Origin of the sequence: Streptosporangium roseum DSM 43021 (assembly GCF_000024865.1) — a bacterium.
In the GTDB taxonomy this organism is placed as follows: Bacteria; Actinomycetota; Actinomycetes; order Streptosporangiales; family Streptosporangiaceae; genus Streptosporangium; species Streptosporangium roseum.
In genome coordinates, this window is sequence record NC_013595.1 from 3,526,885 (window position 1) to 3,552,914 (window position 26,030).

27 protein-coding genes are annotated in these 26,030 nt (G+C 70.4%); 13 read left to right on the forward strand and 14 right to left on the reverse strand.

Features of this window, described 5'->3' with window-relative positions:
• Nucleotides 1-22: 22 nt before the first annotated feature.
• From SROS_RS15695 to SROS_RS15730, 8 genes are all read right to left on the reverse strand, one after another.
• Nucleotides 23-1,054, reverse strand: coding sequence for a DUF6745 domain-containing protein (locus SROS_RS15695; RefSeq protein ID WP_012889926.1), 1,032 nt, complete (start codon nucleotides 1,052-1,054; stop codon nucleotides 23-25).
• Between the two features lie 94 nt (nucleotides 1,055-1,148).
• Nucleotides 1,149-1,475, reverse strand: coding sequence for a hypothetical protein (locus SROS_RS15700; RefSeq protein ID WP_012889927.1), 327 nt, complete (start codon nucleotides 1,473-1,475; stop codon nucleotides 1,149-1,151).
• A 235-nt stretch (nucleotides 1,476-1,710) separates the two neighbouring features.
• Entirely contained in the window at nucleotides 1,711-2,316 is a 606-nt protein-coding gene (locus SROS_RS15705) for a TetR/AcrR family transcriptional regulator (RefSeq protein ID WP_012889928.1), read from the reverse strand.
• Nucleotides 2,317-2,402: 86 nt separating this feature from the next.
• Nucleotides 2,403-3,056 (reverse strand): biliverdin-producing heme oxygenase, encoded by a 654-nt coding sequence (locus SROS_RS15710; RefSeq protein ID WP_012889929.1) that lies wholly within the window; start codon nucleotides 3,054-3,056, stop codon nucleotides 2,403-2,405.
• A 78-nt stretch (nucleotides 3,057-3,134) separates the two neighbouring features.
• Entirely contained in the window at nucleotides 3,135-4,244 is a 1,110-nt protein-coding gene (locus SROS_RS15715) for an acyltransferase family protein (protein WP_012889930.1), read from the reverse strand.
• On the reverse strand, nucleotides 4,237-4,977 hold the full coding sequence (locus SROS_RS15720) for an alpha/beta hydrolase (protein WP_012889931.1): 741 nt from the start codon (nucleotides 4,975-4,977) through the stop codon (nucleotides 4,237-4,239). The genes SROS_RS15715 and SROS_RS15720 overlap by 8 nt, the downstream gene beginning before the upstream one ends.
• Nucleotides 4,978-5,314: 337 nt before the next feature.
• The gene (locus tag SROS_RS15725) at nucleotides 5,315-5,971 is read right to left on the reverse strand and encodes a response regulator (protein ID WP_012889932.1); all 657 of its coding nucleotides are present in this window, start codon (nucleotides 5,969-5,971) and stop codon (nucleotides 5,315-5,317) included.
• Entirely contained in the window at nucleotides 5,968-7,260 is a 1,293-nt protein-coding gene (locus tag SROS_RS15730; protein WP_012889933.1) for a sensor histidine kinase, read from the reverse strand. Before SROS_RS15730 ends, SROS_RS15725 begins: the two co-directional genes overlap by 4 nt.
• A gap of 210 nt (nucleotides 7,261-7,470) precedes the next feature.
• Between SROS_RS15730 and lon the strand changes: the two genes are divergently transcribed.
• The 5 genes from lon (at nucleotide 7,471) to SROS_RS15755 (ending at nucleotide 14,084) form a co-directional block, all read left to right on the forward strand.
• A complete protein-coding gene (lon, locus tag SROS_RS15735; protein ID WP_012889934.1) occupies nucleotides 7,471-9,840 on the forward strand; it encodes an endopeptidase La in 2,370 nt (789 codons plus the stop codon).
• A gap of 162 nt (nucleotides 9,841-10,002) precedes the next feature.
• Nucleotides 10,003-11,136, forward strand: coding sequence for a Fic family protein (locus SROS_RS15740; protein ID WP_012889935.1), 1,134 nt, complete (start codon nucleotides 10,003-10,005; stop codon nucleotides 11,134-11,136).
• 363 nt (nucleotides 11,137-11,499) lie between these two features.
• Complete coding sequence (locus tag SROS_RS15745; RefSeq protein WP_012889936.1) at nucleotides 11,500-12,462, forward strand: methionine ABC transporter ATP-binding protein; 963 nt, start codon at nucleotides 11,500-11,502, stop codon at nucleotides 12,460-12,462.
• Nucleotides 12,463-12,517: 55 nt separating this feature from the next.
• Nucleotides 12,518-13,174 carry a methionine ABC transporter permease gene (locus SROS_RS15750; RefSeq protein WP_012889937.1) on the forward strand — a complete coding sequence of 219 codons (657 nt, stop codon included), beginning with the start codon at nucleotides 12,518-12,520 and terminating at the stop codon, nucleotides 13,172-13,174.
• Between the two features lie 76 nt (nucleotides 13,175-13,250).
• Nucleotides 13,251-14,084 carry a MetQ/NlpA family ABC transporter substrate-binding protein gene (locus SROS_RS15755; RefSeq protein WP_012889938.1) on the forward strand — a complete coding sequence of 278 codons (834 nt, stop codon included), beginning with the start codon at nucleotides 13,251-13,253 and terminating at the stop codon, nucleotides 14,082-14,084.
• 43 nt (nucleotides 14,085-14,127) lie between these two features.
• On the opposite strand, the gene SROS_RS15760 is transcribed toward SROS_RS15755, so the two are convergent.
• Both SROS_RS15760 and SROS_RS15765 read right to left on the reverse strand, forming a co-directional pair.
• On the reverse strand, nucleotides 14,128-14,793 hold the full coding sequence (locus tag SROS_RS15760) for a response regulator transcription factor (protein ID WP_012889939.1): 666 nt from the start codon (nucleotides 14,791-14,793) through the stop codon (nucleotides 14,128-14,130).
• Nucleotides 14,790-15,908: a sensor histidine kinase gene (locus tag SROS_RS15765; RefSeq protein WP_012889940.1), complete on the reverse strand. Its 1,119-nt coding sequence runs from the start codon at nucleotides 15,906-15,908 to the stop codon at nucleotides 14,790-14,792. The genes SROS_RS15760 and SROS_RS15765 overlap by 4 nt, the downstream gene beginning before the upstream one ends.
• 231 nt (nucleotides 15,909-16,139) lie before the next feature.
• Between SROS_RS15765 and SROS_RS15770 the strand changes: the two genes are divergently transcribed.
• From SROS_RS15770 to SROS_RS15780, 3 genes are all read left to right on the forward strand, one after another.
• Nucleotides 16,140-17,414: an alpha/beta hydrolase family protein gene (locus SROS_RS15770; RefSeq protein ID WP_012889941.1), complete on the forward strand. Its 1,275-nt coding sequence runs from the start codon at nucleotides 16,140-16,142 to the stop codon at nucleotides 17,412-17,414.
• Nucleotides 17,415-17,700: 286 nt separating this feature from the next.
• The gene (locus tag SROS_RS15775) at nucleotides 17,701-17,946 is read left to right on the forward strand and encodes a hypothetical protein (protein ID WP_218919848.1); all 246 of its coding nucleotides are present in this window, start codon (nucleotides 17,701-17,703) and stop codon (nucleotides 17,944-17,946) included.
• Nucleotides 17,943-18,287, forward strand: a complete 345-nt coding sequence (locus SROS_RS15780) for a hypothetical protein (RefSeq protein ID WP_218919849.1) — start codon at nucleotides 17,943-17,945, stop codon at nucleotides 18,285-18,287. The genes SROS_RS15775 and SROS_RS15780 overlap by 4 nt, the downstream gene beginning before the upstream one ends.
• Nucleotides 18,288-18,294: 7 nt before the next feature.
• Here the strand turns inward: SROS_RS15780 and SROS_RS15785 are convergent, their stop codons facing one another.
• Complete coding sequence (locus SROS_RS15785; RefSeq protein ID WP_043652098.1) at nucleotides 18,295-18,498, reverse strand: hypothetical protein; 204 nt, start codon at nucleotides 18,496-18,498, stop codon at nucleotides 18,295-18,297.
• A 479-nt stretch (nucleotides 18,499-18,977) separates the two neighbouring features.
• Here SROS_RS15785 and SROS_RS15790 point away from each other — a divergent pair, with 479 nt between their 5' ends.
• From SROS_RS15790 to SROS_RS47405, 3 genes are all read left to right on the forward strand, one after another.
• Nucleotides 18,978-19,913, forward strand: a complete 936-nt coding sequence (locus SROS_RS15790) for a hypothetical protein (protein ID WP_052316948.1) — start codon at nucleotides 18,978-18,980, stop codon at nucleotides 19,911-19,913.
• Between the two features lie 98 nt (nucleotides 19,914-20,011).
• Nucleotides 20,012-20,848, forward strand: coding sequence for a S1 RNA-binding domain-containing protein (locus tag SROS_RS15795; protein WP_012889945.1), 837 nt, complete (start codon nucleotides 20,012-20,014; stop codon nucleotides 20,846-20,848).
• Nucleotides 20,849-20,997: 149 nt separating this feature from the next.
• A complete protein-coding gene (locus SROS_RS47405; protein ID WP_206641468.1) occupies nucleotides 20,998-21,246 on the forward strand; it encodes a recombinase in 249 nt (82 codons plus the stop codon).
• Nucleotides 21,247-21,251: 5 nt separating this feature from the next.
• Here SROS_RS47405 and SROS_RS15800 read toward each other — a convergent pair whose 3' ends face one another.
• The gene (locus tag SROS_RS15800) at nucleotides 21,252-22,154 is read right to left on the reverse strand and encodes an aminoglycoside phosphotransferase family protein (protein WP_012889946.1); all 903 of its coding nucleotides are present in this window, start codon (nucleotides 22,152-22,154) and stop codon (nucleotides 21,252-21,254) included.
• A gap of 155 nt (nucleotides 22,155-22,309) precedes the next feature.
• Between SROS_RS15800 and SROS_RS15805 the strand changes: the two genes are divergently transcribed.
• On the forward strand, nucleotides 22,310-22,612 hold the full coding sequence (locus tag SROS_RS15805; RefSeq protein ID WP_218919850.1) for a hypothetical protein: 303 nt from the start codon (nucleotides 22,310-22,312) through the stop codon (nucleotides 22,610-22,612).
• 244 nt (nucleotides 22,613-22,856) lie between these two features.
• Here the strand turns inward: SROS_RS15805 and SROS_RS15810 are convergent, their stop codons facing one another.
• Entirely contained in the window at nucleotides 22,857-23,324 is a 468-nt protein-coding gene (locus tag SROS_RS15810; RefSeq protein WP_012889947.1) for a hemerythrin domain-containing protein, read from the reverse strand.
• Between the two features lie 443 nt (nucleotides 23,325-23,767).
• On the opposite strand from SROS_RS15810, the gene SROS_RS15815 reads away from it, so the two are divergent.
• Nucleotides 23,768-24,883, forward strand: coding sequence for an IS630 family transposase (locus SROS_RS15815; protein ID WP_043655750.1), 1,116 nt, complete (start codon nucleotides 23,768-23,770; stop codon nucleotides 24,881-24,883).
• Between the two features lie 52 nt (nucleotides 24,884-24,935).
• Here SROS_RS15815 and SROS_RS15820 read toward each other — a convergent pair whose 3' ends face one another.
• Nucleotides 24,936-25,478, reverse strand: coding sequence for a dihydrofolate reductase family protein (locus SROS_RS15820; RefSeq protein ID WP_012889949.1), 543 nt, complete (start codon nucleotides 25,476-25,478; stop codon nucleotides 24,936-24,938).
• Nucleotides 25,479-26,030 lie beyond the last annotated feature (552 nt).

Below are 26,030 nucleotides of genomic sequence, written 5' to 3' on the forward strand. Positions count from 1 at the left end.
CCCGCCGGGGGTCTCCCGTCTCTCAGGTCTCCCGGGCCGGGTGGTATTCGGCCTCGGACAGGTCGAAGGTCCAGGCCACGCCTTCACGGGCGGTGCGGGTGGACGGGGGCACCCGCAGCCAGTACTTACGGAAGGTGCCGTCGGGCTCCGCGGTGGAGTTGACCACCTCGACCATCATCACCGGCTCGTCCTCGGGCAGGTCGATCCGCCACAGGACACCCGTCTCGTCCCGGTGCAGCGGGGTCGCCCCGGACTCGGCGAGGTAGCGGTCGTAGCCGAAGTGCTCCAGCATGACCCGGCGCAGCTCGGCGTTCTCCTCGGCGCGGATGCGCTGGGGGGTCAGCGCCGCCATGGAGTCGGCGAAGCCGGCGGGGACGGGCATGCCGCCCCAGGCGTGCACGGCGAAGCCGTCGGGGAACAGCAGCGCCGGGCCGTCGGCGCGGTGCAGGCGCGACAGCTCGTCGAGGTGCAGCTCGGCGGGGCGCTCGCAGACGATGGCCACCCGCTCGAACGGCCACCACCAGCCCGCCGACCGGGCGACCTGGACCAGCCCCGCCACCTCGGGTCTGCCCAGCGCGTCGAACAGCGACAGCCACGGCGCGTCCTGCTGGCCCAGCACGGCGTCCAGGGTCGAGGCGCGCAGCGCGGCCGCGACGGCCTCCGACTCCTCCGTCTCCGCGATGCCCCGGCGGATCCGGGTGACGAGCGCGTTCACCGGATCCCAGAGCCGCCCTCCGGTCAGCGACCAGGCCAGCGGCCACGCCGTGGGGCCGAGCGAGGTGTGCACCTCCGCTCTGGCCCGCTCCCACGGCCCGGTCCGCACCGCGTCGCGCACGGGCCTGCCGGCGCCGAGCGTGGCGATCGCGCGGGCCCCCGCGGCGGGGGAGTCGACCCAGATGATCTTCTCGGGCTCGGCCAGCCCGGCGCTCCGGTAGGCCAGCCGTATCCCCGTCTCCGCCCCGGGGCGGTCGGCGGGGCCGGTCCGGAAGGCGACCTCCTGCCAGCGGAGCGCGGCGGCGGTCAGGACGTCGGCCAGTTCGGTGGTGACGGTCATGGGCGGGAGCTCCTCAGGTGAACGGACCGCCCGCGCCGGCCGGGCTTTCCGAGGGGAGCCGGCCGGGCGGGGGGAGGCGGGGGGCGTGGAGGGGTCAGTCGGCGACGACGCGGAAGGCGCCGGGGACGTATTCGCGCTGGCGCTGCACGCGGTACCAGCCCTTGGGCAGGGGGATGGCGGCGTGTTCCTCGTGGACGACGCGCCCGCCCTGGGGGACGTGCAGGAAGTCGGGGTCCATCGGCCGCAGGCCGCGGACCAGGGTGCCGGGGCCGACCACCGCGTGGGCGTGGCCGGTGGCCTCGCCCAGGGCCAGCACCAGGCGGCCGCGGGCGTCACGCGGCGCGGACGGCGAGGTCCGGGCCGGAACGGGCACGGTGTCCTCGGGGACGGGCACGATCAGGATGTCTCCCTGGCGGTACATCTGGCAGGCTCCTCGCATCGGGGGTCGATCGAAAACTAGTCATCCCCACCGACATTTCTCCGCCCGAGGAGCCCGGAGCGGGGCAGGGGAACACGGCCGGGTCTCTTCCCGGCCAGGACAGAACGGGAGGCGGCAGGTTCGATGGCAGGAGAACCGGCTACCGCCGATCCGGCGAGAGGGGACGGGAGGCGGCCGGTCCCGGGACGGGGAAGGGGAGACGCCGGAGCGACCCGTCTCAGGAGACCGTTCGGGCGCCCAGTCCCCGGAGCACGAACCCGCAGACGGTCTCCTCGGCCTCATGGGGCGTCACCGTGCCGCTGAGCAGCGGCACCCGTTCCGCGCCGATGACGGCGAAGATGATGCGGGCGGCGGCGGCGACGTCGGGGGCGTGGAAGTCGCCCGAGGTCACGCCGCTGTCGATGATGCCGGTCAGGATGTCCTGCATCGGCGCGACGTGGTCGGCCAGGCGCTGGTAGGCGTCGGGTCCCAGGGCCGCCGACAGGTCGGCGGGGCCGGGGTGGGGGTGGGCGAGCAGCCCGGCGAGCTGGAGCCGGACGAACGCGCGCAGCCGCTCGGCGGGGGAGGCCTGCTCGGGCAGCTCCCGCTCGTAGCTCTCGATGAAGTAGTGCGTCACCCGCTCGGTGAAGGCCAGCAGCAGCGCCGCCTTGTCGGGGAAGTAGTTGTAGAGGACGGTCCGGGTGATTCCGGCCTCGCCCGCCACGTCGGTCATCGAGATGGTGTCGATGCCCTGGTCGCGGGAGAGGCGCGAGACCGCCTGCAGGATGCGGTCCTGCGTCTGGGCGCGGTGCTCGCCGATCGTCGGGGCCGAAATCCGGGGCATGCCCCCATGGTCGCACAGGGGTGGCGCCGCAGGCGGGTGGCGGACGCGGCCCCGACGGGAACCGGACGGTGCCGGGGCGGGGAAGGTCAGGCGGCGAGCTCGGCCCGCACCACGCGGCCGAGCTCGCCCAGCACCTCGGTGTTGAGCAGGTAGGCGAGTTTGGTCTCGCGGATGATCCGCTGCTTCTCGGCCTCGTCCACGGGCAGCGCGTCCAGCCGGGCGCGGTACTCGTTCTTGAACCGGGGCAGGCTGCCGACCTCGTCGAACAGGTAGAAGTCGACGCCGCCGCCCGGCTGGTAGCCGTAGATCTTCTGCAGCTCCATCCGGATGAACTGCCCGCCGGACAGGTCGCCCATGTAGCGGGTGTAGTGGTGGGCGATGTAGCCGCCCGGCCAGGTCGCGACCTGGTTGATCCGGGCGACCAGCGTCCGGGTCGGCTTGGAGGGCTCGATCCTGGACTTCCAGCCGGCGCCGTAGACGGTCTCCAGGTCGCGGATCAGCGCCTCCTCGCGGTAGAGCTCGGGGAAGACGAACGGCGCGGCGACCGGGTCGGCGGCGAGCGACCTGGAGGCCTCGTCGAGGGCGACGTAGGCGAAGTAGTGCTGGGCGATCAGCTCCCCGTAGGCCTCGCGGCTGAGCTGCCCGGCCATCAGGGCCTTGAGGTAACTGTCGTCCTCGGCTGACTCGTGGTCGCCCCAGGTGGCGTTCCTGAGCACTTCGGAGAACGGCGACTCACTCATGATCACTCCGCGTCAAATGGGCCTTTCGCGACTTTCATGACACAGTGTCACAAAAGCCGGGGGATCTCGTCAAGCTGATCACGACACCCTGTCATTAAACCGCCTCCCGGCGAGCCGGAGCAGCCAGACCGCCCCCAGCAGCGCGGCGAACACCGGCAGCCAGGCCAGCCGGTGCAGCGGCCACACCGAATCGGTGGGCGGTGCCAGCAGGCCGGGCACGTCGCCGAAGCGCAGCGCCGCCAGGACGGTCACGGTCAGCGCGGTCTGGTGCCACAGGAAGATCGTCATCGCGCCCAGGTTGGCCACCGCCACCACCGCCCACAGCCGGGGCCGCCGCATCAGCCGGGCCAGCGGCTCGCGCACCAGCAGCGCCAGCCCCACCTGGGCGATCCCGAAGCAGACCACGGCCAGCGTGGGCGGGCCGAGATTGGAGACCTCCGCCCCCGTCACGCCCACCATGCTCGCCGGATACCCGAACCCGGCCACCAGCGCCGCGGCCCCGGCCGCGCCGCCCGCCAGCAGCGCCGCCGCCGCCCGGCGCGAGGCGAGCGCGCCGCCCGCCCAGCCGACCCCGAGCGCGTACGGCACCAGCCACCCGGCCGCCAGGTTCACCCACTTCAGCCACTCCGGCCCGGCCCCCCCGAACCTGAGCGCGTCCACCACGAGCACGACCGCGAACGCCGGGCCGGCCACAGCGGCCGGCCGTACCCGCAGCAGCAGCGGAGTGGCCGCGCTGAGCGCGGCGAAGGCGGCCAGGAACCACAGCGGCCCGACGGCCGGCAGCACCAGCGCCCTGACCGTCCTGTACGGCATGCCGTGCAGGGCCATCCCGGCGGCGATCCCCGTCCAGACCAGCGCCAGCGGTACCACCGGCCCCAGCAGCCGCCCCAGCCTGGCCCGCACCCAGGCCCGGTACCCCGTGGCCGACCGCAGGCTCCGCGCCGCCGCGTAGCCGCCCACGAAGAAGAACACCGCCAGCGTCTGGAACACCCACGACAGCGGGGTGAGCGCCGGCAGGTAGGCGAGCGGGCTGGAGATGTGGACCTCCCCGCCGGGCCCGTGCACCCACGTCGTGACCAGCCAGTGCCCCGCGACGACCCCGAGGATCGCCAGCGCGCGCAGCGCGTCCACCCCCCGGTCCCGGCCCGCCGGGGTGGCACTCGCGATCCGGGCGGCGACGCTAGCCACGCGACACCTCGCCCGTCCGGCCGAGGGCGATCAGGGTGAGGTTGCGCAGGGACTCGCTGCCGGGCCTGAGATAGTCGCTGTGCCCGGCGGGGCCGGTCGCGAACAGCCGGGCGCCGAAGGAGGGGTCCGCCGGATCGGGGCCGAAGCCGAGCGGCCCGAGCCGGAGCTTGGGCACCTTCCGCACCCAATCCTGGCTGCCGCTGCCGGCCCACAGCCGGGTGCCGCCCAGCGCGGACGCCCGGGGGACGCCCAGGCCGGGGCTGCCGAAGACGGCCATGTCCGCGACGTCCGACCCGGGGGCGGCCATGGCGCACACGACCGACCCGTAGCTGTGGCAGAGCAGGCTGACCCGTTTGCCCCTGAGCGTCCCGACGACGTAGCGCCGCAGGTCCACGGCGCCCCTCCTGGCGGCCCCGTCGGTCACCGCCGCGAGGCTGACGGTCCCCGGGCTGTCGTACCCGAGCCAGGCGACCACCGCCAGCCCGGCCCGGGGGTCCAGCGCCCGCGCCTCGGCCAGCACCGCCCGGGCGCCGCCCCCCGGCGTGCTGTACCGCTTGGCCCTGCCGCCGTCGAAGTTGGCGACCGTGGTGTCGGAGCCCGGCACGACGACCGCGACGTGCCCGGCCGTACGGAGATCGCCGTAGACCCTGACGATCCGGTCGCCGCGGGGAGCGGGGACGATCGCGTAGGTGAGCGCGGCGGCGGTGGCCACGGCGAGCACGCGGCGGAACATGGAGCCTCCTGTCCGGTTGGGGAACCGGACAGGACATTAGGAACCGGGGTCTGTCACCCACGTCACCCCCGGACCCCCATCTCGCGGGTCCCCCTCAGGGGTGAGGGGGGCGGCGCGGCCGGGGGTGAGCGGGGCCGGGGCTCACCGGCTCGGGTGGGCGGGGGTGAGTGGGGCCGGGGCTCACCGGCTCGGGTGGGCGGGGGTGAGTGGGGCCGGGGCTCACCGGCTCGGGTGGGCGGGGGTGAGCGGGGCCGGGGCTCACCGGCTCGGGTGGGCAGAGGTGAGCGGGGCCGGGAGACTCACCCGTCCGGGAGGGCAGGGCGGGCGGGGCCGGGACTCACCCGCCCGGGCGGACCAGGCCCGTCTCGTAGGCGTGGACGATCGCCTGGGCCCGGTCGCGCAGGTTCAGCTTCGCCAGGATCCGGCCCACGTGGGTCTTGACCGTCTGCTCCGACAGCACGAGCTCCTCGGCGATCTCCTGGTTGGAGCGGCCCTGGGCGATGAGGGCGAGCACCTCGGTCTCCCGCTCGGTGATGTCGTCCAGCCGGCCGCGCGGGCGGCGCGGCCCGACGCGCGCGAACTCCGAGATCAGCCGCCTGGTCACCGAGGGCGCGAGCAATGCCTCCCCGGCCGCGACCACCCGGACCGCCTCGGCGAGCTGCTGGGCGGAGGCGTCCTTGAGCAGGAATCCGCTGGCCCCGGCCCGCAGCGCCTCGTACACGTAGTCGTCGAGATCGAAGGTGGTCAGGATCAGGACCTTCGGCGGGGAGCCGTCCCCGTCCAGGATCGCCCGCGTCGCCGCCAGGCCGTCCATGACCGGCATCCGCACGTCCATCAGCACCACGTCCGGCCGCAGCTCGGCCACCCGGGCCACGGCCTCGCGGCCGTCGGCCGCCTCGCCCACGACCTCGATGTCCGGCTGGGAGTCCAGGAACACGGTGAACCCGGTCCGGACCATGCCCTGGTCGTCGGCGATGAGCACCCGGATCGTCATGCGTTCTCCACGATCGGAAGTATGGCGGTGACCGCGAAGCCCGTCCCCACCGGCCCGGTCCACAGCTTTCCGCCGAGCATGGAGACCCGTTCCCGCATCCCGATCAGGCCGTGCCCCGTGTGCCCCGGTTCTCCCGCGTGCTCCGGCGCGGCGGGGGAGCGGCGCCTGGCGTCGTTCTCCACGTGGATGTGCAGTTCGGCGCCGGAGCGGCTGATCCTCATCGAGACGGCCGAGCCCGGCGCGTGCCGCATGGCGTTGCTGAGCGACTCCTGGGCGATCCGGTAGGCGGACAGGCTCACCGCGGCGGGCAGCCCCATCAGGTCGCCGCCCAGCTTGAGCGTCACGGTGAGCCCGGCCGAGCGCGCGGTGCCGACGAGCTCCTCCAGGCGGCCGAGGCCCGGCTGCGGCGCGGTGTCCGCGCGCCCGTCGCCGTCCCGGAGCACGCCCACGACGCGGCGCATCTCGGTCATGGCCGCCAGCGACAGCGCGCGGATCTCTCGCAGCCCCTCCTCCAGGCGTCCGGCGTCCCCGGCCGCCTGCAGCGGCACGGCCTCCGCCTGGATGGCGATCACCGACATGTGGTGGGCGACGACGTCGTGCAGCTCCCTGGCGATCCTGGCCCTTTCCTCCAGTGTGGCCTGCGCAGCCAGGGCCCGCTCGCTGCGCTGTTCCTCCTCGGCCAGGCGCTTGGCGGCCAGCCGCCGGGCGCGCACGTTGTAGCCGAAGAGCGCGGTGACGCTCAGCAGGACCGCGGCTATGACGAGGTCGTCCCGGCTGGTGGTCGAGAGCGCCATGCAGAGCATGGAGGCGATCCACGCGCCCAAGGTCGTCTCCCGCCCGCAGCGGACCGCGACGGAGTAGACGACGAGGAGATAGGCGACGATCCCGGCGATCGACACGGGATGGCCGGTCAGGGCGTCCATGATCGGGGCGGTGGTGAGCATTCCCGCCGCGCTGATCCGCCACGCGGCGAGCGGCCAGTGCTCGCGCAGCAGCAGAGGGAGGGAGCAGGCCGCGGCGGCGTAGTAGATCTGCCATTCGGGATAGGGAATGGAGAGACTGTCGTTGCCCGACAGGAGCGAGGACAGGCCCCCGCTGTAGGCGAGCCAGAAGATCAGCAGGTTGGCCAGCACGACCAGGTCGACGGTCCGGAACGGCAGCAGCCCCAGAAATCTGGGGATCGGTATCCCCAGGCGGCGGGAGCGGGGGAACGGAGGGTCGGCACGGCCGCTGAGCACCGCCAGGGTCAGCGGCCGGGTGAGCCGTACGAGACCGGCGGGCAGGTTCACCCGGCCAGCCTAGACAGCCGAGGCCCGGACGGCGTCACACCCGGGGGTGATCCCCCGCCTCACACCCGGGAGGTACGGCGGGCGCGGCGGGACGGCCGCCGAGGAGTGGAATTACACAATTACGATCGCTCACAGCGAACACGCTCAACCTCGGGAACATTTCACGGCTCCCATTAATTGAGTCCATGTAACTCAACCTTTGGAGTTCAAATGAGTGAGAGCTTGATCCTCCCGGTTCTTCCGCTCGACGACGAGGTCGTGCTGCCGGGCATGGTGGTTCCCCTGGACCTGTCCGAGAACGAGATCCGGGCCGCGATCGACGCGGCGCAGGCTCTCGCTGACAACAAGCCGGAGGTGCTGCTCGTTCCCCGGATCGACGGGCGATACGGTTCCGTCGGCGTCCGGGCGATAGTCGAGCAGGTGGGCAGGCTGCCCGGTGGCGAGCCCGCCGCCGTGGTGCGCGGTGTCGACCGGGTCCGCGTGGGTTCCGGCACGACCGGCCCCGGCGCGGCCCTGTGGGTGCAGGCCACCCTGGTCGAGGCCGTCCAGGTGGGCGAGCGCGCCGAGGAGCTGGCCAAGCAGTACAAGGCGCTGTCCACCACCATCCTGCAGAAGCGGGGCGCGTGGCAGGTCGTCGACGCGGTCAACCAGATGGACGACCCGTCGGTCCTCGCCGACAGCTCCGGCTACGCCCCCTGGCTGAGCACCCAGCGCAAGGCCGAGATCCTTGAGACCGCCGACCCGGCCGACCGGCTTTCGCTGCTGGTCGAGTGGGCGCGTGAGCACCTCGCCGAGCTCGACGTGGCCGAGACGATCCGCAAGGACGTCCAGGAGGGCATGGAGAAGCAGCAGCGGGAGTTCCTGCTCCGCCAGCAGCTCGCCGCGGTCCGCAAGGAGCTGTCCGAGCTCAACGGCACCTCCCCGGAGACCGAGGAGGAGGACTACCGCGCCCGCGTCGAGGCCGCCGACCTGCCCGAGAAGGTGCGCGAGGCCGCGCTCAAGGAGGTCGACAAGCTGGAGCGGACCTCCGACCAGTCCCCCGAGACCGGCTGGATCCGCACCTGGCTCGACACCGTCCTCGACATCCCGTGGAACGAGCGGACCGAGGACTCCTACGACATCGCCGCGGCCCGTGCCGTCCTCGACGCCGACCACACCGGCCTCGACGACGTCAAGGACCGCATCATCGAATACCTCGCCGTCCGCGGACGCCGGGCCGAGAAGGGCCTCGGAGTGGTCGGCGGGCGCCGCAGCGGCGCCGTGCTCGCGCTGGCCGGCCCTCCCGGAGTCGGCAAGACCTCGCTGGGCGAGTCCGTCGCCCGCGCGATGGGCCGCAAGTTCGTCCGCGTCGCCCTCGGCGGCGTCCGCGACGAGGCCGAGATCCGGGGCCACCGGCGCACCTACGTCGGCGCCCAGTCCGGCCGGATCGTCCGGGCCGTCCGCGAGGCCGGCTCGATGAACCCGGTCGTGCTGCTCGACGAGGTCGACAAGGTCGGCTCCGACTACCGGGGAGACCCGACGGCCGCGCTGCTCGAGGTGCTCGACCCCGCGCAGAACCACACCTTCCGCGACCACTACCTGGAGGTCGAGCTCGACCTCAGCGACGTGCTGTTCCTGGCGACCGCCAACGTGCTGGAGTCCATCCCCGGCCCGCTGCTGGACCGCATGGAGATCGTGACGCTCGACGGCTACACCGAGGACGAGAAGGTCGCGATCGCCCGCGACCACCTGCTCCCGCGCCAGCTCGACAAGGCCGGCCTCACCACCGAGGACGTCACCGTCGAGGAGGACGCGCTGCGCAGGCTGGCGGGCGAATACACCCGGGAGGCCGGAGTCCGGTCCCTGGAGCGCTCGATCGCCAGGATCCTGCGCAAGGTGACCGCCAACGTCGCGCTCGGCGAGGGCGAGCTGCCCGTGACCGTCGGGGACCTGGTCCCCTACCTCGGCCGCCCGCGCCACGTGCCGGAGTCCTCGCTGCCGGAGTCCCGCCAGCGTACGGCGGTGCCCGGGGTGGCCACCGGCCTCGCGGTCACCGGCGCCGGCGGTGACGTCCTCTACGTGGAGGCGTCGCTGGCGGACCCGGAGACCGGCGACACCGGCCTGACCCTGACCGGTCAGCTCGGCGACGTCATGAAGGAGTCGGCCAAGATCGCCCTGTCCTACCTGCGCTCGCGCGGCGCGGAGCTGGAGCTGCCCGTGGCGTCCCTCAAGGACCGCTCGGTGCACATCCACTTCCCCGCGGGCGCCGTCCCCAAGGACGGTCCGTCCGCCGGCGTCACCCTGACCACGGCCCTGGCCTCGCTGCTGTCGGGCCGCCCCGTCAGGAACGACGTGGCCATGACCGGTGAGGTCTCCCTCACCGGACGGGTGCTGCCGATCGGCGGGGTCAAGCAGAAGCTGCTGGCCGCCCACCGGGCGGGCATCACCACCGTGCTGATCCCGGCCCGCAACGAGCCCGACCTGGACGACGTGCCCGAGGCCGTCCGCAGCGAGCTCACCGTCCACGTGGTGAGCGACGTGCGCGAGGTCCTCGAGATCGCGCTCACCCCGGCCAAGGTCGCCGAGCGCGCCGTGGCCTGACCTCTCTCCCGGACGGCCCGCTCTCTTCGGAGGGCGGGCCGTCCGCCGTCCCGGGGAGGACCGGTCCCATCCACCTGACCGGCCAGAACGCGCATGGCGGACATATATGTGTGAATCATTAAGTTGCTTGACCGAATGATTCACCCATGCTGTCATGAGGGCATGCTGTACGACACGCCTCGGCTCGAGGCCATGGACGAGACGGTGCTCGGCGAGATCGAGGAGATGCGGCGCGACCTGAAGTACCGCCTGGCGGAGACGCACCGCTGGGACGGCCAGCTGCGGCGGCAGCTCCAGGCGCGGGCGATCCAGGGATCGAACTCCATCGAGGGCTACCGGGCCAGCGTCGAGGACATCGAGTCGATCATGTCCGGCGAGGATCCGCTGGAGACCTCCGCCGGGGTGGCCCGGGAGATCACCGGATACCAGCAGGCGCTGACCTATATCCAGCTTCTGTCGCGATCCCCGGTGTTCGGGTTCGACACCGGTCTGCTCCACGCGCTCAACTTCATGATGATCGGGCATCACGTGGACAAGACTCCGGGCACCGTACGGCCCGGCGGCATCTACGTCCGCAACTCCGCCACGGGCGAGGTCGTCTACGAGGGCCCGGACGCCGGGGAGGTGCCGGGACTGCTGGGCGAGCTGGTCGAGTGGCTCAACTCGGGCGACCTCGACGCGCCGAGCTACGTGCGGGCGGCGATGGCCCACTTCAACCTGGTGAGCATCCACCCGTGGCGGGACGGCAACGGCCGGATGTCGCGTGCCCTGCAGACGCTCGTGCTCGGCAGAGACCAGATCACCACCCCGGAGTTCTCCTCGATCGAGGAGTGGCTCGGAAGCATGGAGAACACGGTCGACTACTACCGAGTGCTGAGCGCGCGCGGCAGGCGGAACTGGAGCCCGAACGGGGACACGCTCCACTGGGTGCGCTTCTGCCTGCGCGCTCACCACATGCAGGCCCAGCAGGTCCGGCGTCGCCTGTCGGAGGCGGGGGAGGTGTGGATGCTGCTGGAGGGGCAGACCGACGCCGAGGGGCTGAACGCGCGGACCGTGTCTGCGCTCTACGAGGTGTTCGTCAACAGGCGGCTGCGCCGCACCCGATACCAGACGGACGAGTCGCTCAGCCAGGGGCAGGCGGCCAGGGACCTGCGTGATCTCGCGGCCAGGGGCTGGCTGCGGCCGTACGGGGAGACCAAGGGGCGCTTCTACGCGCCCGGCCCCAGGATGCAGGCGATCAAGGACGAGTTCGCCGCGCGGGTGACTCCGCTGCGCGACCCCTACCGGCTGGACTGATCGCGCCACCCCGGAGTCGGAGTGATGGGGATCACATAACATATCGGGAATGGGGGTAAGTAGGGCTCGTGTTGAGGCAGACGTGAACGTGAGCGTGGCACATCGGGCCGGCATGTCCCCGCAGAGGCGGGGCATGTGTTGCGGTGCGCGCATGTGTGGGATGCCCGGCATGCGCCGCATCCGCGCCGTGCGCTGAGCTCCGACCCCGCCCGTTCCCTTCACGAAGGCTCCGAGACCATGACCTGCCCCGCGGACGATCTTGTCCTGCGCCGCCTGAGCCATCTCCCCTTTCACCCCGGCACGCGCTAGCCCTTCCCCCGCCCGGAGTCTTTTCGACGATCTGTCTGATGTTGGGGAACAGCTGTGATTGATGTGTCAGGCCTGCGAAAGGTCTATCGAGATCGGGACCGCGAGGTGGTCGCCATCGACGGCGTCGACCTCCATGTCCGCGAAGGTGAGATCTTCGGCGTGCTCGGGCAGAGCGGCGCCGGCAAGAGCACGCTGCTGCGCTGCGTGAACCTGCTGGAGCGGCCCACCGAGGGCACCGTCACCGTGGCGGGACAGGAGCTGACCGCGCTGGGGCAGAGCGAGCTGCGCAGGGCCCGGCAGCGGATCGGGATGATCCACCAGCATTTCGCGCTGCTGTCCTCCCGCACGGTCGCCGGGAACGTCGCGTTCCCGCTTGAGGTCATGGGCATCGGGAAGGCCGACCGCGCCAGGCGCGTCGCCGAGTTGCTGGAGCTGGTCGGGCTGGCGGACAAGGCCAGGGCGCACCCCGCGCAGCTGTCCGGCGGGCAGAAGCAGCGGGTCGGCATCGCCCGCGCGCTGGCCGGCAACCCCGCGGTGCTGCTGTCGGACGAGGCCACCTCGGCGCTCGACCCGGGCACCACGCAGTCGATCCTGGCTCTGCTCAAGAGCCTGAACCGCGAGCTCGGCCTGACCATCCTGCTGATCACCCACGAGATGAACGTCGTCAAGTCGATCTGCGACTCGGCCGCCATCATGCGCAACGGCCTGGTCGAGGAGTCCGGGGCCATCCCGGAGCTGATCGCCAGGCCGGGATCCCGGCTCACCGCGGAGCTGTTCCCCCTCCCCGCGCCGGACCCCGGCAGCGTCACGATCACCTTCACCGGACAGGCCGACGAGCCCGTCGTGTCGGAGGTGGTCCGCAAGTTCGACGTGGACGTCAACATCCTCGGCGGCGCGCTGGAGGAGGTGGCCGGCGTCTCCGCCGGCCGCCTGCGCGTGCGCCTCACCGGTGACGAGCGCGCCGCCGCCCTCGCCTACCTGTCCGGGCGCGGCCTGCTGGTGGAGGAGAACCTGTGAGCGAGCGCACCGGCAGACACGGCACCGAGGGACCGCGGCCGACGGAGGTTGACGCATGACGTGGGATGAGATGACCCCCCTGCTGTGGGAGTCGACCTGGCAGACCGCCCAGATGGTCGCCTGGTCCACCCTGTTCACCGTGCTGATCGGGCTGCCGCTCGGCGTGGCGCTGGTCGTCACCGACCGGGACGGCCTGTTCCCGTCGTGGACCCTGAACCGGGTGCTCGGGCTGGTCGTCAACATCGGCCGCTCCCTGCCGTTCATCGTCCTGATGATCGCGGTCATCCCGCTGACCAGGATGATCGTGGGCACGACCATCGGCACCGTCGCCTCGGTGGTCCCCCTCACCCTCGGCGCCGCGCCGTTCTTCGCCCGGCTGGTGGAGACCGCTCTGCGCGAGGTCGGCCGGGACAAGGTGCAGGCCGCCCAGGCCATGGGGGCCGGCGGGAGCACCATCGTCGGCAAGGTCCTGCTGCCCGAGGCGATGGCGGGCCTGGTCGCGGGGCTCACCGTGACCGTGGTCGCGCTGATCTCCTACTCGGCGATGGCCGGGGCGATCGGCGGCGGCGGTCTCGGCGACCTGGCCATCCGCTACGGCTACCAGCGCTTCGAGACCACGCTCATGGTGGTCACCGTCGTCGTGCTGATCGTCATCGTCCAGCTCGTGCAGACCCTGGGCGACACCGTCGCCCGCCGTCTCGCGCGTCACTGACCCGTCTTTCCTCCCTCCCCCCGGGACCCCGCCACAAGCGGGGCCCGTGGTCTTCCACGCCCAAAAGGAGCAAATCATGCGTAAATTCATAGGAATCGCATCCACGATCACCGCCCTGGCCCTCGCGCTGACGGCCTGCGGCTCGACCGAGACCACCACGGCCGGCGTCGGCACGACCCCCGCCGCGGAGGTGCTCAAGGTCGGTGCGAGCCCGGTCCCGCACGCCCAGATCCTGAAGTTCGTCAAGGACAAGCTCGCCGCCAAGGAGGGCCTGAACCTGGAGGTCGTCGAGTTCACCGACTACGTCCAGCCGAACGTGCAGCTCAACGACGGCCAGCTCGGCGCCAACTACTTCCAGCACAAGCCCTACCTGGAGGACTTCAACGCCTCCAAGGGCACCAAGCTGAGCTTCGTCCAGCCGGTCCACCTGGAGCCGCTGGGCCTGTACTCCAAGAAGGTCACCGACGTCGCCGGGCTGGCCTCGAACGCGACCGTCGCCGTGCCGAACGACGCCACCAACCTGGGGCGGGCGCTGAAGCTGCTCGCCGACAACGGCCTGGTCACCCTGAAGGACGGGACCGGCACCGCGGCCACCGAGCGCGACGTGACCGGCAACCCCAAGAACCTGAAGTTCCAGCCGCTGGAGGCCGCCCAGCTGCCCCGCTCGCTGGAGGACGTGGACGCGGCCGTCATCAACGGCAACTACGCGCTCGAAGCCGGCCTCAAGCCGGCCGAGAACGCGCTGGTGCTGGAGAAGGCCGAGGGCAACCCCTACGCCAACGGCCTGGTGGTGGCAGCCGGCAGCGAGCAGGACCCCCGCGTGGTCAAGCTCGCCAAGCTGCTCGCCGGCCCCGAGGTGAAGCAGTTCATCGAGCAGACCTACAAGGGAGCCGTCATCCCCGCCTCCTAGGGGCTGTTCCGAGGTGTGATCGGGTGGCTGGTCGAAGGCCGAGCTACCAGGTCGCCGGGCGGATGAGACCGCTCTCGTAGGCGAAGACCACGACCTGCGCGCGGTCCCGCAGCCCCAGCTTCAGCAGGACCCGGCTGAAGTGCGTCTTCACGGTGGCTTCGGCCAGGTGCATCGCCGTGGCGACCTCGGCGTTGGACAGCCCGCGCGCCACCTGGACCAGCACCTCGTGTTCGCGGGAGGTGAGCAGTGCCAGCCGCTCGTCGCGCTCGGGAGCGCCGGGCATGAGCTGGGGGGCGAACTTCTCCAGCAGGCGGCGGGTGATCCGCGGGGAGACCGCGGCGTCGCCTGCCGCCACGCTGCGGATCGCGGCCAGCAGTTCCTCGGGCCGCGTGTTTTTCGGCAGGAAGCCCGAGGCTCCGGCCTTCAGGCCGGCGAAGGCGTACTCGTCCAGGTCGAAGGTGGTCAGGATGAGCACGCGTGAGCGCGGGGAGTCCCTGACGATCCTGCGGGTGGCCTCGATCCCGTCGACGCCGGGCATGCGTACGTCCATCAGCACGACGTCGGGACGGACCATCCGGGCCATCCGGGCGGCCTCGTCGCCGTCGCCCGCCTCGCCGGCCACCTCCATGTCCGGCTCGGCCTGGAACACCATGCGAAACGCCATGCGCAGCAGCGACTCATCGTCGGCGATCAGCAGCCGGATCGTCACGCCGTGCCCTTCCCCGCCATGTCGCCGCCGATGTCGAGGCCGGCCGCCACCCGCCAGCCGCCTCCGGGCAGCGGACCGGCATGGAGGGTACCGCCGTAGGCGGCGACGCGCTCGCGCATGCCGACCAGGCCCCGCCCGTGGGCCTCTCCCGGTGCGGGTCCCGGGTGGCCGTCGTCGACGACCTCCACGGCGGCGCGCCGCGGCGTCAGGCGGACCCGGACCTCGGCCGCCGCGCCGGGGGCGTGCCTGAGCGCGTTCGTCAAGGCCTCCTGGACCAGCCGGTAGACGGTGAGCTGGGCGGCGGCGGGCATCGCCTCCGGGTCACCGGTCACCTCCAGCCGGGTCGGCAGCCCGGCCGCGCGCATCCTGTCGGTGAGAGAGCCGAGCTGGGCAATCCCGGGCGCAGGCTGCAGCCGCGCGCCGGCCTGCCGGCAGGGCTCGCCGTGCTCGCCGGCGCCGAGGGAGCGTCGCATGTCGTCCAGGGCCTGCCGCCCGGTGGCCGCGATCTGCTCCACGGCGGCGGCCGCCTGCTCCGGCGCGCCGTGCCGTACGTACGCCGCGCTGTCGGCCAGCGCCACCATGACCGACAGGTTGTGGGTGACGATGTCGTGCATGTCGCGGGTCATCCGGGCGCGCTCCTCGGCGACGGCGAGCCGTGCCCGCTGCTCGCGGTCGTGTTCCAGCGAGGTGACGTACGCCCGCCGGGCGCGCGTCCACAGGCCCGTGGCGAGGGCGGCGGCGGTCATCGCGGTCAGCGCGGCCGCCGTGAACGGGAACTGGCCGGGCGGCGCCCATCGCGCCGCGGCCAGCAGCGCTCCGGCCTCCAGTGTGAGCCCGGCCACCAGCGTCTGCCGACCGGTGCAGTACGCGCCAACGGTGCAGAGAGCGACCAGCAGCGCGGCGTCGGCGGGAAGCTGCACGCCGGCGACCCACTGGACCGCGGCCGCCGCCGTGATCGCGTAGAACACCGTCAGCGGCGCGCGCCGCCGCCATACCAGGGGCGCCACCAGGGCCACCTGAAGCAGCAGCGGCCCCGGCTCGCCGGGTGCCGGCACCCGGCCGGGCCCGAGCGTGGCAAGAAAGATCACGGCTGCCAGCAGCGCGTCGGCAGGCATGGACGGCCATCGTGTGGACGCTGCGAGGCAGGCCACTGGACGGTCGCCTTGCTTCATGCCGATCACCCTAGTTGTCCCGCGGGTCCGCTCCCCATCCTGCTTCAGGATGAACATCCGGGCATGTCAGCCGGAAGTCGTAGGCGTGGATCAGCCGTACGCCGCTGGCCCGGGGCCGCGCCCCGCTGCCAGCCTCGTCGGACACAGGAATCCGCAGCTCGCAAGGGGCCTCACATGTTCTTCGTCAAGATCACTGCAATGGTCGCCGGGCTGGCGCTGGCCGCGGTCACCGCGCCCGCCACGGCCGCCCCCGCGGTCCTGGCCCATCACGCGCCTGCCGGGCATCGCGTCACGTTGGCCCATCCTGCGCCTGCCGGGCATCGCGTCACGTTGGCCCTGCCCGCGCCTGCCGGGCCGTACCCCGTCGGCACCCTCGCCGTGCGCCTGGTCGACCGGTCGCGCCCCGACCCCCTGGTCAGGTCGGAGCCCTATCGGGAGCTGATGGTCAGCCTGTGGTACCCGGCGAAGGACACCGGCCGGACCCTGCCCGTCGCCCCCCATATGGCACCCTTGGCCGCGGCCGACTGGGATCGTCACTCCGCGCCGCCCATGGGCATCGCGGCGGGCGCGGTGGACTGGGCCGCCACGCCCGCCCATGCCCGCGTCGGCGCGCCGGTGGACCGCCGGGCGGGCAGGCTCCCGGTCGTGCTCTTCGGCTCCGGGGACGGCGGCCCGCGCACGCTCGGCACCTCCCTGGTGGAGGACCTGGCCGCCCGTGGCTACCTGGTCGTCACCGTGGACCACACCTACGAGGCCGACCAGGTGGAGTTCCCCGGCGGGCGGGTCGCGCGAGCCGTCCCCCTGCCGAAGAAGCTGACTCCGCGCGTCATCGCCAAGCTGCTCGCGCGGCACTCGCGGGCCCGCCTTGCGGACATGCGGTTCGTCCTCGACAGGATCGCCGCGCTGGGACACGGCCACGGTCTCGGCGAGGAGGCCGGGCAGCTGCCCGCCGGGCTGCGCGGCGCCCCGGACCTGTCCCGGGTGGGAGTGCTCGGCCAGTCCCTCGGCGGGTCGGTGGCCGCACAGCTTGTCCACGACGACCGGCGCGTGGACGCGGGTGTCAACCTCGACGGCGGCTATGTCGGCCGGGTGGCGAAGACCGGCGTCGCCAAACCGTTCCTGCAGGTCGCAGCCGAGGCGCACACCCGGGCGAGCGAACCGAGCTGGAAGTCCTTCCGGGATGCCTCGACCGGCTGGAAACGGGAGCTGCGCTTCGCGGGCGCGGCGCACGGCTCGTTCACGGACCTCCAAGTCATGCTGCCGCAGATCGCAGCGGCGTTGCCGAAGGTGCCCGCCGCCGACTTCATCGGCACGATCGACCCCGGCCGGTCCGTGTCGGCCCAGCGCGCCTACGTCGCGGCCTTCTTCGACCTGCACCTGAACAGGCGGCCAACCCGGCTCTTCGACACCCCCGACGCCCGCTTTCCCGAAGTCTCCCTCATCCCCTGACCCGGCCACCGCCGTATAAGAGATAAGCCTTGGGTTCCTTGAAGTCTCTGTGGCCGGTCTTGCCCCTGGACCCGGGGCTTCTTCCTGGGGCTCCGAGAATCCTCAGAGTTGATGGGACTTCATGGATTGTGAAGGTCTATCGTCCTCCTCGATCGTGTGACATCGGCGTCGAAGACGAGGAGACGTGGGTTGAGCCTGTCGGTCGTGCGGGATCTTCGCGAGGCACGCGCTCCGGCCGGGCCGCAGGAGCCGGCTGAGTTCGAGACCGATGTGCTGGCGGGGGTTCGTGCTCGCCCGCGCGGCTGCCGGGTTGTCGGACGCCACGATCAGCTCCGATGTGGTGCATGTTGAGCAGGTCCGGGCCTGGCTGGGGCGACCGTTGTGGGAGATGGAGCCCGCTGACGCCGATGTCTACTTCGGTAAGGTGCTGCGCGGTGCGGCCAAGGGCACCCGGCTGTCGCGTGCCCAGGCGATCAAGACCTACTTCTTGTTCCTGGAGTTTCTCTGCACTATGCAAGTCGCGTCCGTGTGAGGGTTGCAGCGTCCCACGATCTTCCGAAGCTCTCCGGCCTCGGTGTCGTCGATAGGGTCCCCCTCGTGACCGGACGGAAGAGCCGATGGCCGAAGACCGATTCAGAGGGCGGTGTCGAGGACGCGGCGCTGCTCATTTTGGAGTGGCTCGCCGAGCAGGGAGTCAACGCGATGCTGAGGGTCGATGCCGAGAGGCTGGCGGAGGGAAGGCCTCCCTGGACCTTCGCGGCGAGTGGCGGTCCGTTGGAGGCGGGCATGCGTGCTGACGGTGCCAGCGCTGCTCTGTGCTTGTCGTCGGCGGTCGCCAGACTCCGTGAGCTTGGCATCGTCGTTCCATATTGATCATGAATCATGCTTCACCTGGCGTAGGCATGCCCGGCATGCCGAGGTGGATCGGGGCGACTCTGGCGAGGCGGCGGGTCTGGTCTCGTTTCTGGCGCAAGAAGATGAGGGTGAGGTCGATGCCTTCGATCTCACCGAGCCATCCCTCGGCTTCGGCTCGGGCTCTGCGGGCCAGGAGGTCGACTTCGATCTCGTCGAGTCGGGGCAGCATCTTCGGATTTATGTTGATCATGGGGCATCTGAGGTCCCGTTGACCGAACTAACCTGTCGTCGGTGTGCATGGCGGAGCCGGTCAGGCCGAGGCGCGAGTGGCCGGGTTCCGTGGCTGTGGTGGTTTGATCGTCACTGCGGGTGATCGGCTGGATCTGTTGTGATCGCGTGCCGTTGAGGTCGTCGGCACGCGCACGAATCCCGCCCCGGACGAGGTGATCAGCCACGTCCTGGCCCACCATGAGCGGCGGCGCAGCGGGCCCCGTCGCTCCCGGCGCCACCTGCGCCTGGGTATCGGCCCGAGGTCCTGGCCGCTCTGTTCGGCACGTCGCAGATCACCGGGGAGGCATGATGCCTCGCAAGATCCATGACGGCCCCGCGAACGGGACCGCGCAGCAAACCCTGCCGGAGCCTCCGTCGGATCGGCAGGCACGTCCGCTGGCTGATGAGTGGTGGCAGGCTCGGCAGGAACGCCAGGCCATGACGACGCGGCTGCTGGCCACCTTCACCGACACCAAGACGGTCAGACGTGACCTGACCCGGCGACGCGGGCTGATCAAGCTCCTGGACTGGCTGGAACAACAGCCTGGCGACACCTGGCAGGACCGCTGGCCGGCCAGCGGAGCGGACGCCGCCGGGCAGGACTGGACCGACCCGATTCTGGGCAGCGACATGCGACGGTTCCGTCGCGACGAGCTGATCGGCGGGCTCCCCCTGCTCATCGTCGGGCAGGTGATCCGCCCGACCTGCCGGTGGCTCCTGCGGCAGCGCCTGGCGCTGATGCTGGCCGAGGCACGTCAGGCGCTCGATCCCGAAGGGCTCGCCCGGCTTGAACAGCACGCCCAGGACACGATCGGATGGGCCCGCTCGGACGCGATGAACAAGCTCACCTGGATAGTGATCCACAAGGGTGGCGTCGTCGCGGACATCACCGTCGGCGACTGCGTCGAACTGACGGCCGCCCTGGAGGAACATCACTTCCGGGGAAGCGCCGGACGGCCGCTGTTCTACGCGCTGCTGAAGGAGACCGGGATCCTGCCCGCCACCGCTCCACCGCGGCTGCGGGCGCTGCGCATCGAGGCCCGCCCCAGCATCGAGCAGGTCGTCGACAAGTACGGCATCGAGTGCCAGCCGATCCGAGACCTGATGGTCGACTACCTGACCGAGCGGGCGCCCGACCTGGACCACACCTCGCTCCGCTCGATCGCCCGCAACCTTTGCCGACTGTTCTGGTGCGACCTGGAAGTCCACCACCCTGGCATCGACTCCCTGCACCTGGCGCCAGAGGTCTCCCAGGCATGGAAGAAGCGGCTCGCCTACATCCGCGATGCCGACGGCAACCCGATACGGCCGCGCGTCAACTTCCGCAGCGAGCTGGTCTTCGTCAAGGCCTTCTACGAGGACATCGCCCGCTGAGCCCTCGACGACCCCACCCGCTGGGCCAAGTGGGCAGTCCCTTGCCCGATCAAAGCCAGCGAATGCGCCATCGAGTACCTCCTGAGAGCCCTGGAATCATGGGGACGGTGGAAGACGATCAGCCCCTTGCCGCGTTCATGGCGACAGTGAACGTTGGCGACACCCTCGCCGGCACCGTGGCCGACGTGACACGATCGGGGGCAACGGTGCTCCTCGACAGCTTCGTCGCCGCTCCGGTCGGCGTCATCGGCTCCCTTGATCTTTCCTGGCAGTCCTTCCAACGTTCGGCTGGTGGGATCCTGCATGTCGGCGACCGGGTCTCTGCCGAGGTCATCGCCGTCGATTCTCAGGGCGGGCGAGTCCTGCTCTCCCGGGCAGCCGTCGAGAACCCCCAACTCTGGGCGTTCCTCAAGGCATTGCGACCGGGACAGCGCTTGTCCGGCACCGTGGCGGCTATCGAGAGTTTTGGCATCTTCGTCGATCTGGAGGACGGGCCGAAGCACCCCGTCTTCCCCGGCGTCGGCTTCATCACCATGCCCGAGCTGTCCTGGCGCAGATTCGAGGACCCGTCCGAGATCGTCTCGATGGGACAGCACATCACCTGCGAAGTCCTCACATTCGATACCACCAACGGTGAGGCCCGGCTGTCGCTGCGTGCCACTCAACCTGATCCCTTCCAACAGTTCACCCGCGTCATTCACGTTGGGCAGATCCTGCACGGCCCGGTCACCAAACTGGTGCCTTTCGGAGCCTTCGTCCGCGTCGCAGACGGCGTCGAAGGCCTGATCCACCTCAGTGAGCTCTCCACCGCACCCATCGAGACACCCGACCAAGTAGTCCAGGAAGGTGAGGAGGTCACGGTCATCGTCACTGACATCGACCTGCCACGACGCCGGCTCGCTCTATCGCGCCGCCGACGCTCGGCGCTCCATTGAGTACGCCGACGGCATCCTCGCGACACGCCGAGAGCCCAAGACCAACAGGCTCGGTCAGCCACTATCCGTCACCAGGCCCTGAAGCCGTCACTCCACCAGCCGATCAAGATCAGTTCGGTTACGCCTGTGTTCGATGCCCAGTACTGATCGTGGGGCCAGGCGAACGGCCCCGCCTGGAAGAGATCCGTGAGAACCTCCATGCCAGGATTGCCGAAGCCGAACGTGAAGGATGGCTAGGCGACGTTGAGCAACTGACCGTCAGCCTCGCCGCCACCGATGACAAGATCAGCCAGATTGACGCCAGGGAGCGACGAAAGGACTCGCCGGTATTCATCGGCATGCCACCGATCGGCCAGCTCGTAGTTCGGGAAGCTGAGAACCGGGACAAGACGGGCTGACTGCATCAAAGGCCCTTCAGAACACGATCAAGTGCCGCCCGGCCTGCAGGTCCCCAGTTCGGCTTCCCGCCGGGAAGGCCCCGATCTCCGTTCTGCCCCATGAGCATCAGGAAGAGGCTCTTCATAGCGGCCAGCCCGCGGGCGCGCCTGATCGTTGCCTCGTCCGCGTGCGCGTACGCGTCGAAGAACCGTGCGGCCGCGCCCGCGGGGAGCAGCACCCACGCGGCGCCGAGGTCCCACGCGGGATCGCCGGCGAACAAGGCACCGAAGTCGACCACGCCCGAGAGCGTCCCGTCCGAGACGACGACATTCGCGGGATGGAGGTCACCGTGCAGCCACATCGGCGGGCCCTCCCACTCGGGGGCCGCGACGGCATCGGCCCAGACGGCCCAGACGGCGCGGACATCGCCGACGGTGTCGGGGTCAATGGCCTGCAAGAACTGCTCGAAGCCGCCCGTGCACCTCTTGGGGTGAGCGCCGAGGTCCGAACTGGCCGGGGCCTCGGCGGGCGCCTCCACATGGAGCGCCCTGAGGAAGCTCGCCAGCGTGTCGGCCGCGTGGGTGCCGCAGCTGATCGAGCCGTGGTCCAGCGGCTCGCCGGGAACCCATGTCATCACGGTCCAGTGCTTGGGGAAGCGCTCGGACGGTTCGCCGAACCGCACCGGGGTCGGCACCGGGAGTGGCAGGCGCGGGGCCAGCACGGGTAGCCACCGCCGCTCCTTGAGCTGGAGCTCCGGGGTGGGGTCCATGCGCTGCATGCGTACGGCCAACTCGTCCCCGAGGCGCCACATTTGGTTGCCCCAGCCGCCTGCCACCTCGCGGATGGCCAGCCCTGCAAGGTCTGGATGTTGCTCCTGCAGCAGGTCGCGGACCAGGTCTGCGGTGATCTCAATCTCGGTGTCGGTCATGCGAAGTCACAGTACTGAGGCGGCAGGCGGAGCGGCTCTCGCTCTCCGGAGCATCTCGCTGTGATTCCTCTGGCATCACCGATTCGGTTTCAGAGAGCTGCAGATCAGAGGCTTTGGGACGGAACGGCCCCATAGTTCAGAGAATCCTGCATTCGGTGCCACTTTTGCGCATCGACCCTGCCCAGCAGCGTCGGCTCCAGGAGGTCCGCGACAACCTGCTCGCCCGCATCACCGAAGCCGAACGCGAGGGCTGGACCGGCGAAGCCGAAGGGCTCCACGTCAGCCTCGCCGCCGCCGAAGCCAAACTCGCCCAAGTCGACGGGCTCATCGCCCGCCGCAACGCCGCCGTCGATCTGGGCACACCCACCTATCGCGACCTGGCCCAGACCCTCACCCTCTCAGGAGAGCCCCGCTTCGGGACGCACAGGAAACGGCCTGACAACCAGCAGCATTCATGATCGTTTCGTAGTTCAGAGAAGCCATGTGAGGCAAGTAGGGTTGGCGCTACTTGCCTCCTCAGTATTCAAGGGTCTTTAGGCTTGTCAGGTGCGCTGCCTCGGTACTACCGCCCTGAGCGGGCGGTGGGCGCCGACGAGTCGGTGTGGTGGGTGGTGGATGAGAGCTTCGGGTTGCATGTCGAGGCGTGCGCTTACCTGGCGGTACGTCAGGTAAGCAGCCCCCGAGTGGCCTGGAAGGCCGCGATCAGAGCGGTCCGAGGAGGTCATGCGGATCGGCGTCGAGGTCCAGCGTTGACAGGGCGCCCAGGAGTTCGCGCTCCTCGTACCGGAAATGGGACTCCATGATCGCAGAGAGGCCATCCAGGTGCATGGCCAGCTCGCTCGGCGTGGCGTCCGAGGTGATCGCGCGGTCGAACCGCCCGAGCAGCATCGCGATCATCTCGTGGTCCTGCTGGAGCTTGGCGATCGTGGGCCGCAGCGACGGATGGCGCGCGGACAGTTCGGGAAAGAGCCCGACGTCCTCGCGCACGTGATGCCCGTCGAGGGCGGCACAGAATCCCTTGCAGAACAGCAGGAGGTCTGCCCGTGCCGAGGAGGTGTCCCCGGCTTCCAGGGATTCACGCGCGAGGCGCAGTGCTCGCTGCAGGCGTTGATGCGCCGCCTGCAGTTCAAGATTCCAGGCTATGAGCCTGTTCTTCGCGCTCTCACCCACGGGTGGAGAACGGGGAAAGGGTCATCATGACCACCTTCCGGATCCGACGCCTCCATGCCTGACGCAATCCGCCACCGACACGCGACGCTGTCTGGAACTCTAAACCGACGGCCCCTGGACGAGCAACTCAGGTCGGCCGTCCCGCAACATCGGTGTTCGCCTTCACCGCCGCCGCCCAGGCCGCGGTCACCATCGCGTTGCTGGGCGGCTTCGGCTTCGCCATCGCGCCGACTTCGACCTCTGTCCGGCGTCGCGGGTTCGGGCGAAGCGCCTGGACACGCGTGCGATGCAACGTGCCTTGGGGGCTAGTGCGGTGACCACGAAGGTTGGCCGGGTTTGTGACACGTCAGTGGATGTGCCGGGTTCTGGGAGGCGCGGGTTTCACGCTCGTTAGCGATGTGATCGTTAGCGATGTGATCGTTGTCGAGGTGGAGGGGGCCGGGGTGGCTGAGCCGGTCAGAGCGCGGCGGTTGAGTGATGAGGAAGGTCAGCGGCTGGTGCAGATCATGCGGCGGGGCAAGGGCAGCTCGATCCGGGTGCGGCGGGCGATGATGATTCAAGCCTCGGCGGCCGGGACGCCGGTTCCGGCGATCGCCCGGCTGGTCGCCGCGGACGAAGACACGGTCCGGGATGCGATTCATGATTTCAACGCCCGGGGGTTGGCCGCGCTGGACCATAAGTGGGCGGGTGGCCGTCCCCGCCTGATCTCTGGTGATGACGAAGCGTTCATCGTTGTGACGGCCCGGACACGTCCGCGCAAGCTCGGGTGTCCGTTCACGCACTGGAGCATCCGCAAGCTCGCCGCCTATCTGGCCGATAACCCCGACCGGCGGATGGAGGTGGGCCGCGAGCGGGTCCGGCAGATCCTGCATGAGCATCGGATCTCCTTCCAGCGGACCCGCACCTGGAAGGAGTCAAAGGACCCGGACAAGGACGCCAAGCTGGATCGGATCGGACAGGTCACCGCCGCGTTTCCCGAGCGGTGCTTTGCCTTCGATCGGTTCGGGCCGCTGTCGATCCGGCCCTGCCACGGCAGCACCTGGGCCGAAGAGGGCAAGCCGGATCGGTTGCCGGCGACCTGCCATCGCACCCACGGCATCCGGTACTTCCACGGCTGCTATTCCCTGGGTGATGACCAGCTGTGGGGTGTGGTCCGCGAGCGAAAGGGCGGCGATCACAGCCTGGCGGCGCTGAAGTCGATCCGGGCGGCCCGTCCGGACGGCCCCATCTATGTGATCTTGGACAATCTGTCCGCGAACAAGACCCCCGCCATTCGTGCCTGGGTCAGGAAGAACAAGGTGGAGCTGTGCTTCACCCCGACCCAGGCGTCCTGGGCCGACCCGATCGAGGCCCGGTTCGGGCCGCTGCGCACCTTCGTGACGGCCAGCTCCAACCACCCCAACCGCACCGTGCAGACCCGCGAACGCCACGCCTACCTGCGCTGGCGCAACGCCAACGCCCGCCACCCCGACGTCCTGGCCGCACAACGCCGCGAACGCGCCCGCATCCGCAGCGAACGCCGGCAACGCTGGGGACGCCCACGACCCCAAGCTGCCTGATCACACTCGGCGAACGTTCAGGGACAGCGCTGTAGCCGTTGAAGGGCTGCGCCTACTTTCGCACGCGGAAGCGGAGCATGGTGACGGCGCCCGACTGGGTATTGCTGAAAGGTTCCAGGTCGATCCTGCCGAGGCCTGGAGGCGAGAAACGGACACCGTCGCCGAGCAGCAGCGGTAGGACATACACCAGGATCTCGTCGACGAGCCCGCGCTGCAGACACTGGGCGGCCACATCGGCACCGAGGATCTCCAGGTTCTTGCCGCCCGCGGCGCTGCGTGCCGTGGCAACGGCTTCCTCAAGTCCACAGGTGAGGAATGTGACGGCAGGGTCCGGCTCGGCGGGAGGATTGTGGGTGAGGACGAACTGTGCTCCCCCGTCGTAGCTGGTGTCCTGGTCGGCCATACGCTTGCCGACCTCGTAAGTACCCCGGCCGATGAGCATGGCGCCCGTGGCCGCCATGACCTCCGGGACCGTATCCGCAGTCATGTACTCGAAGATCCAGTCCATCGCGTGGCCAGGACCGGCGATGAAGCCGTCCAGCGACATCACCCTGTTCACGACCACCTTGCCAGTGACGGTGCCTGCATCACTCATACGTTTCTCCAAGGATCTTGGAAACCGAGGTCGGATCCTAGTTCGGCCTGGCGGGGAGGGCAAGGGCGAGAGTTGCACGCGCATCCGCGGTGGCGCAACGCGAACAGACCGGCACCCGGATGTGCCGGCCCGCAGTGTCGCGAACGTGCTCGGGTACGGCGTGAACGACACCGCCGGTGAGGTCGCCCTCGGTCCCGGACTGAGTGACCAAACCCGGTGATCGTTTGTGGTCAGCGCACTAGTCAACGTGCCTTACGTGCCTGACAAGATCAGGTCACTCTGACCTGCGAGAAGACGTCAATAACCCCAGATGACGATCGAAGACGGCCCCAGAGTTCACCACGGACCCAAGGGGCGAACAGGCCCACAGATGCCGAACCCCCGTGAGTTCCCGCTGAACAACCTTCAATTCACGTGAACTCTGGGCTTTCTGGGCCCAGTACTCCCGAAGCCACGGCGAGCCGCAAAGTAGTCGAGCGGCAGGTGCCAACTTCAAGGCGTAACCGTCAGGGGTCTGACATGCCTACCGGTAATGGACGCCTGCCCCTTCCC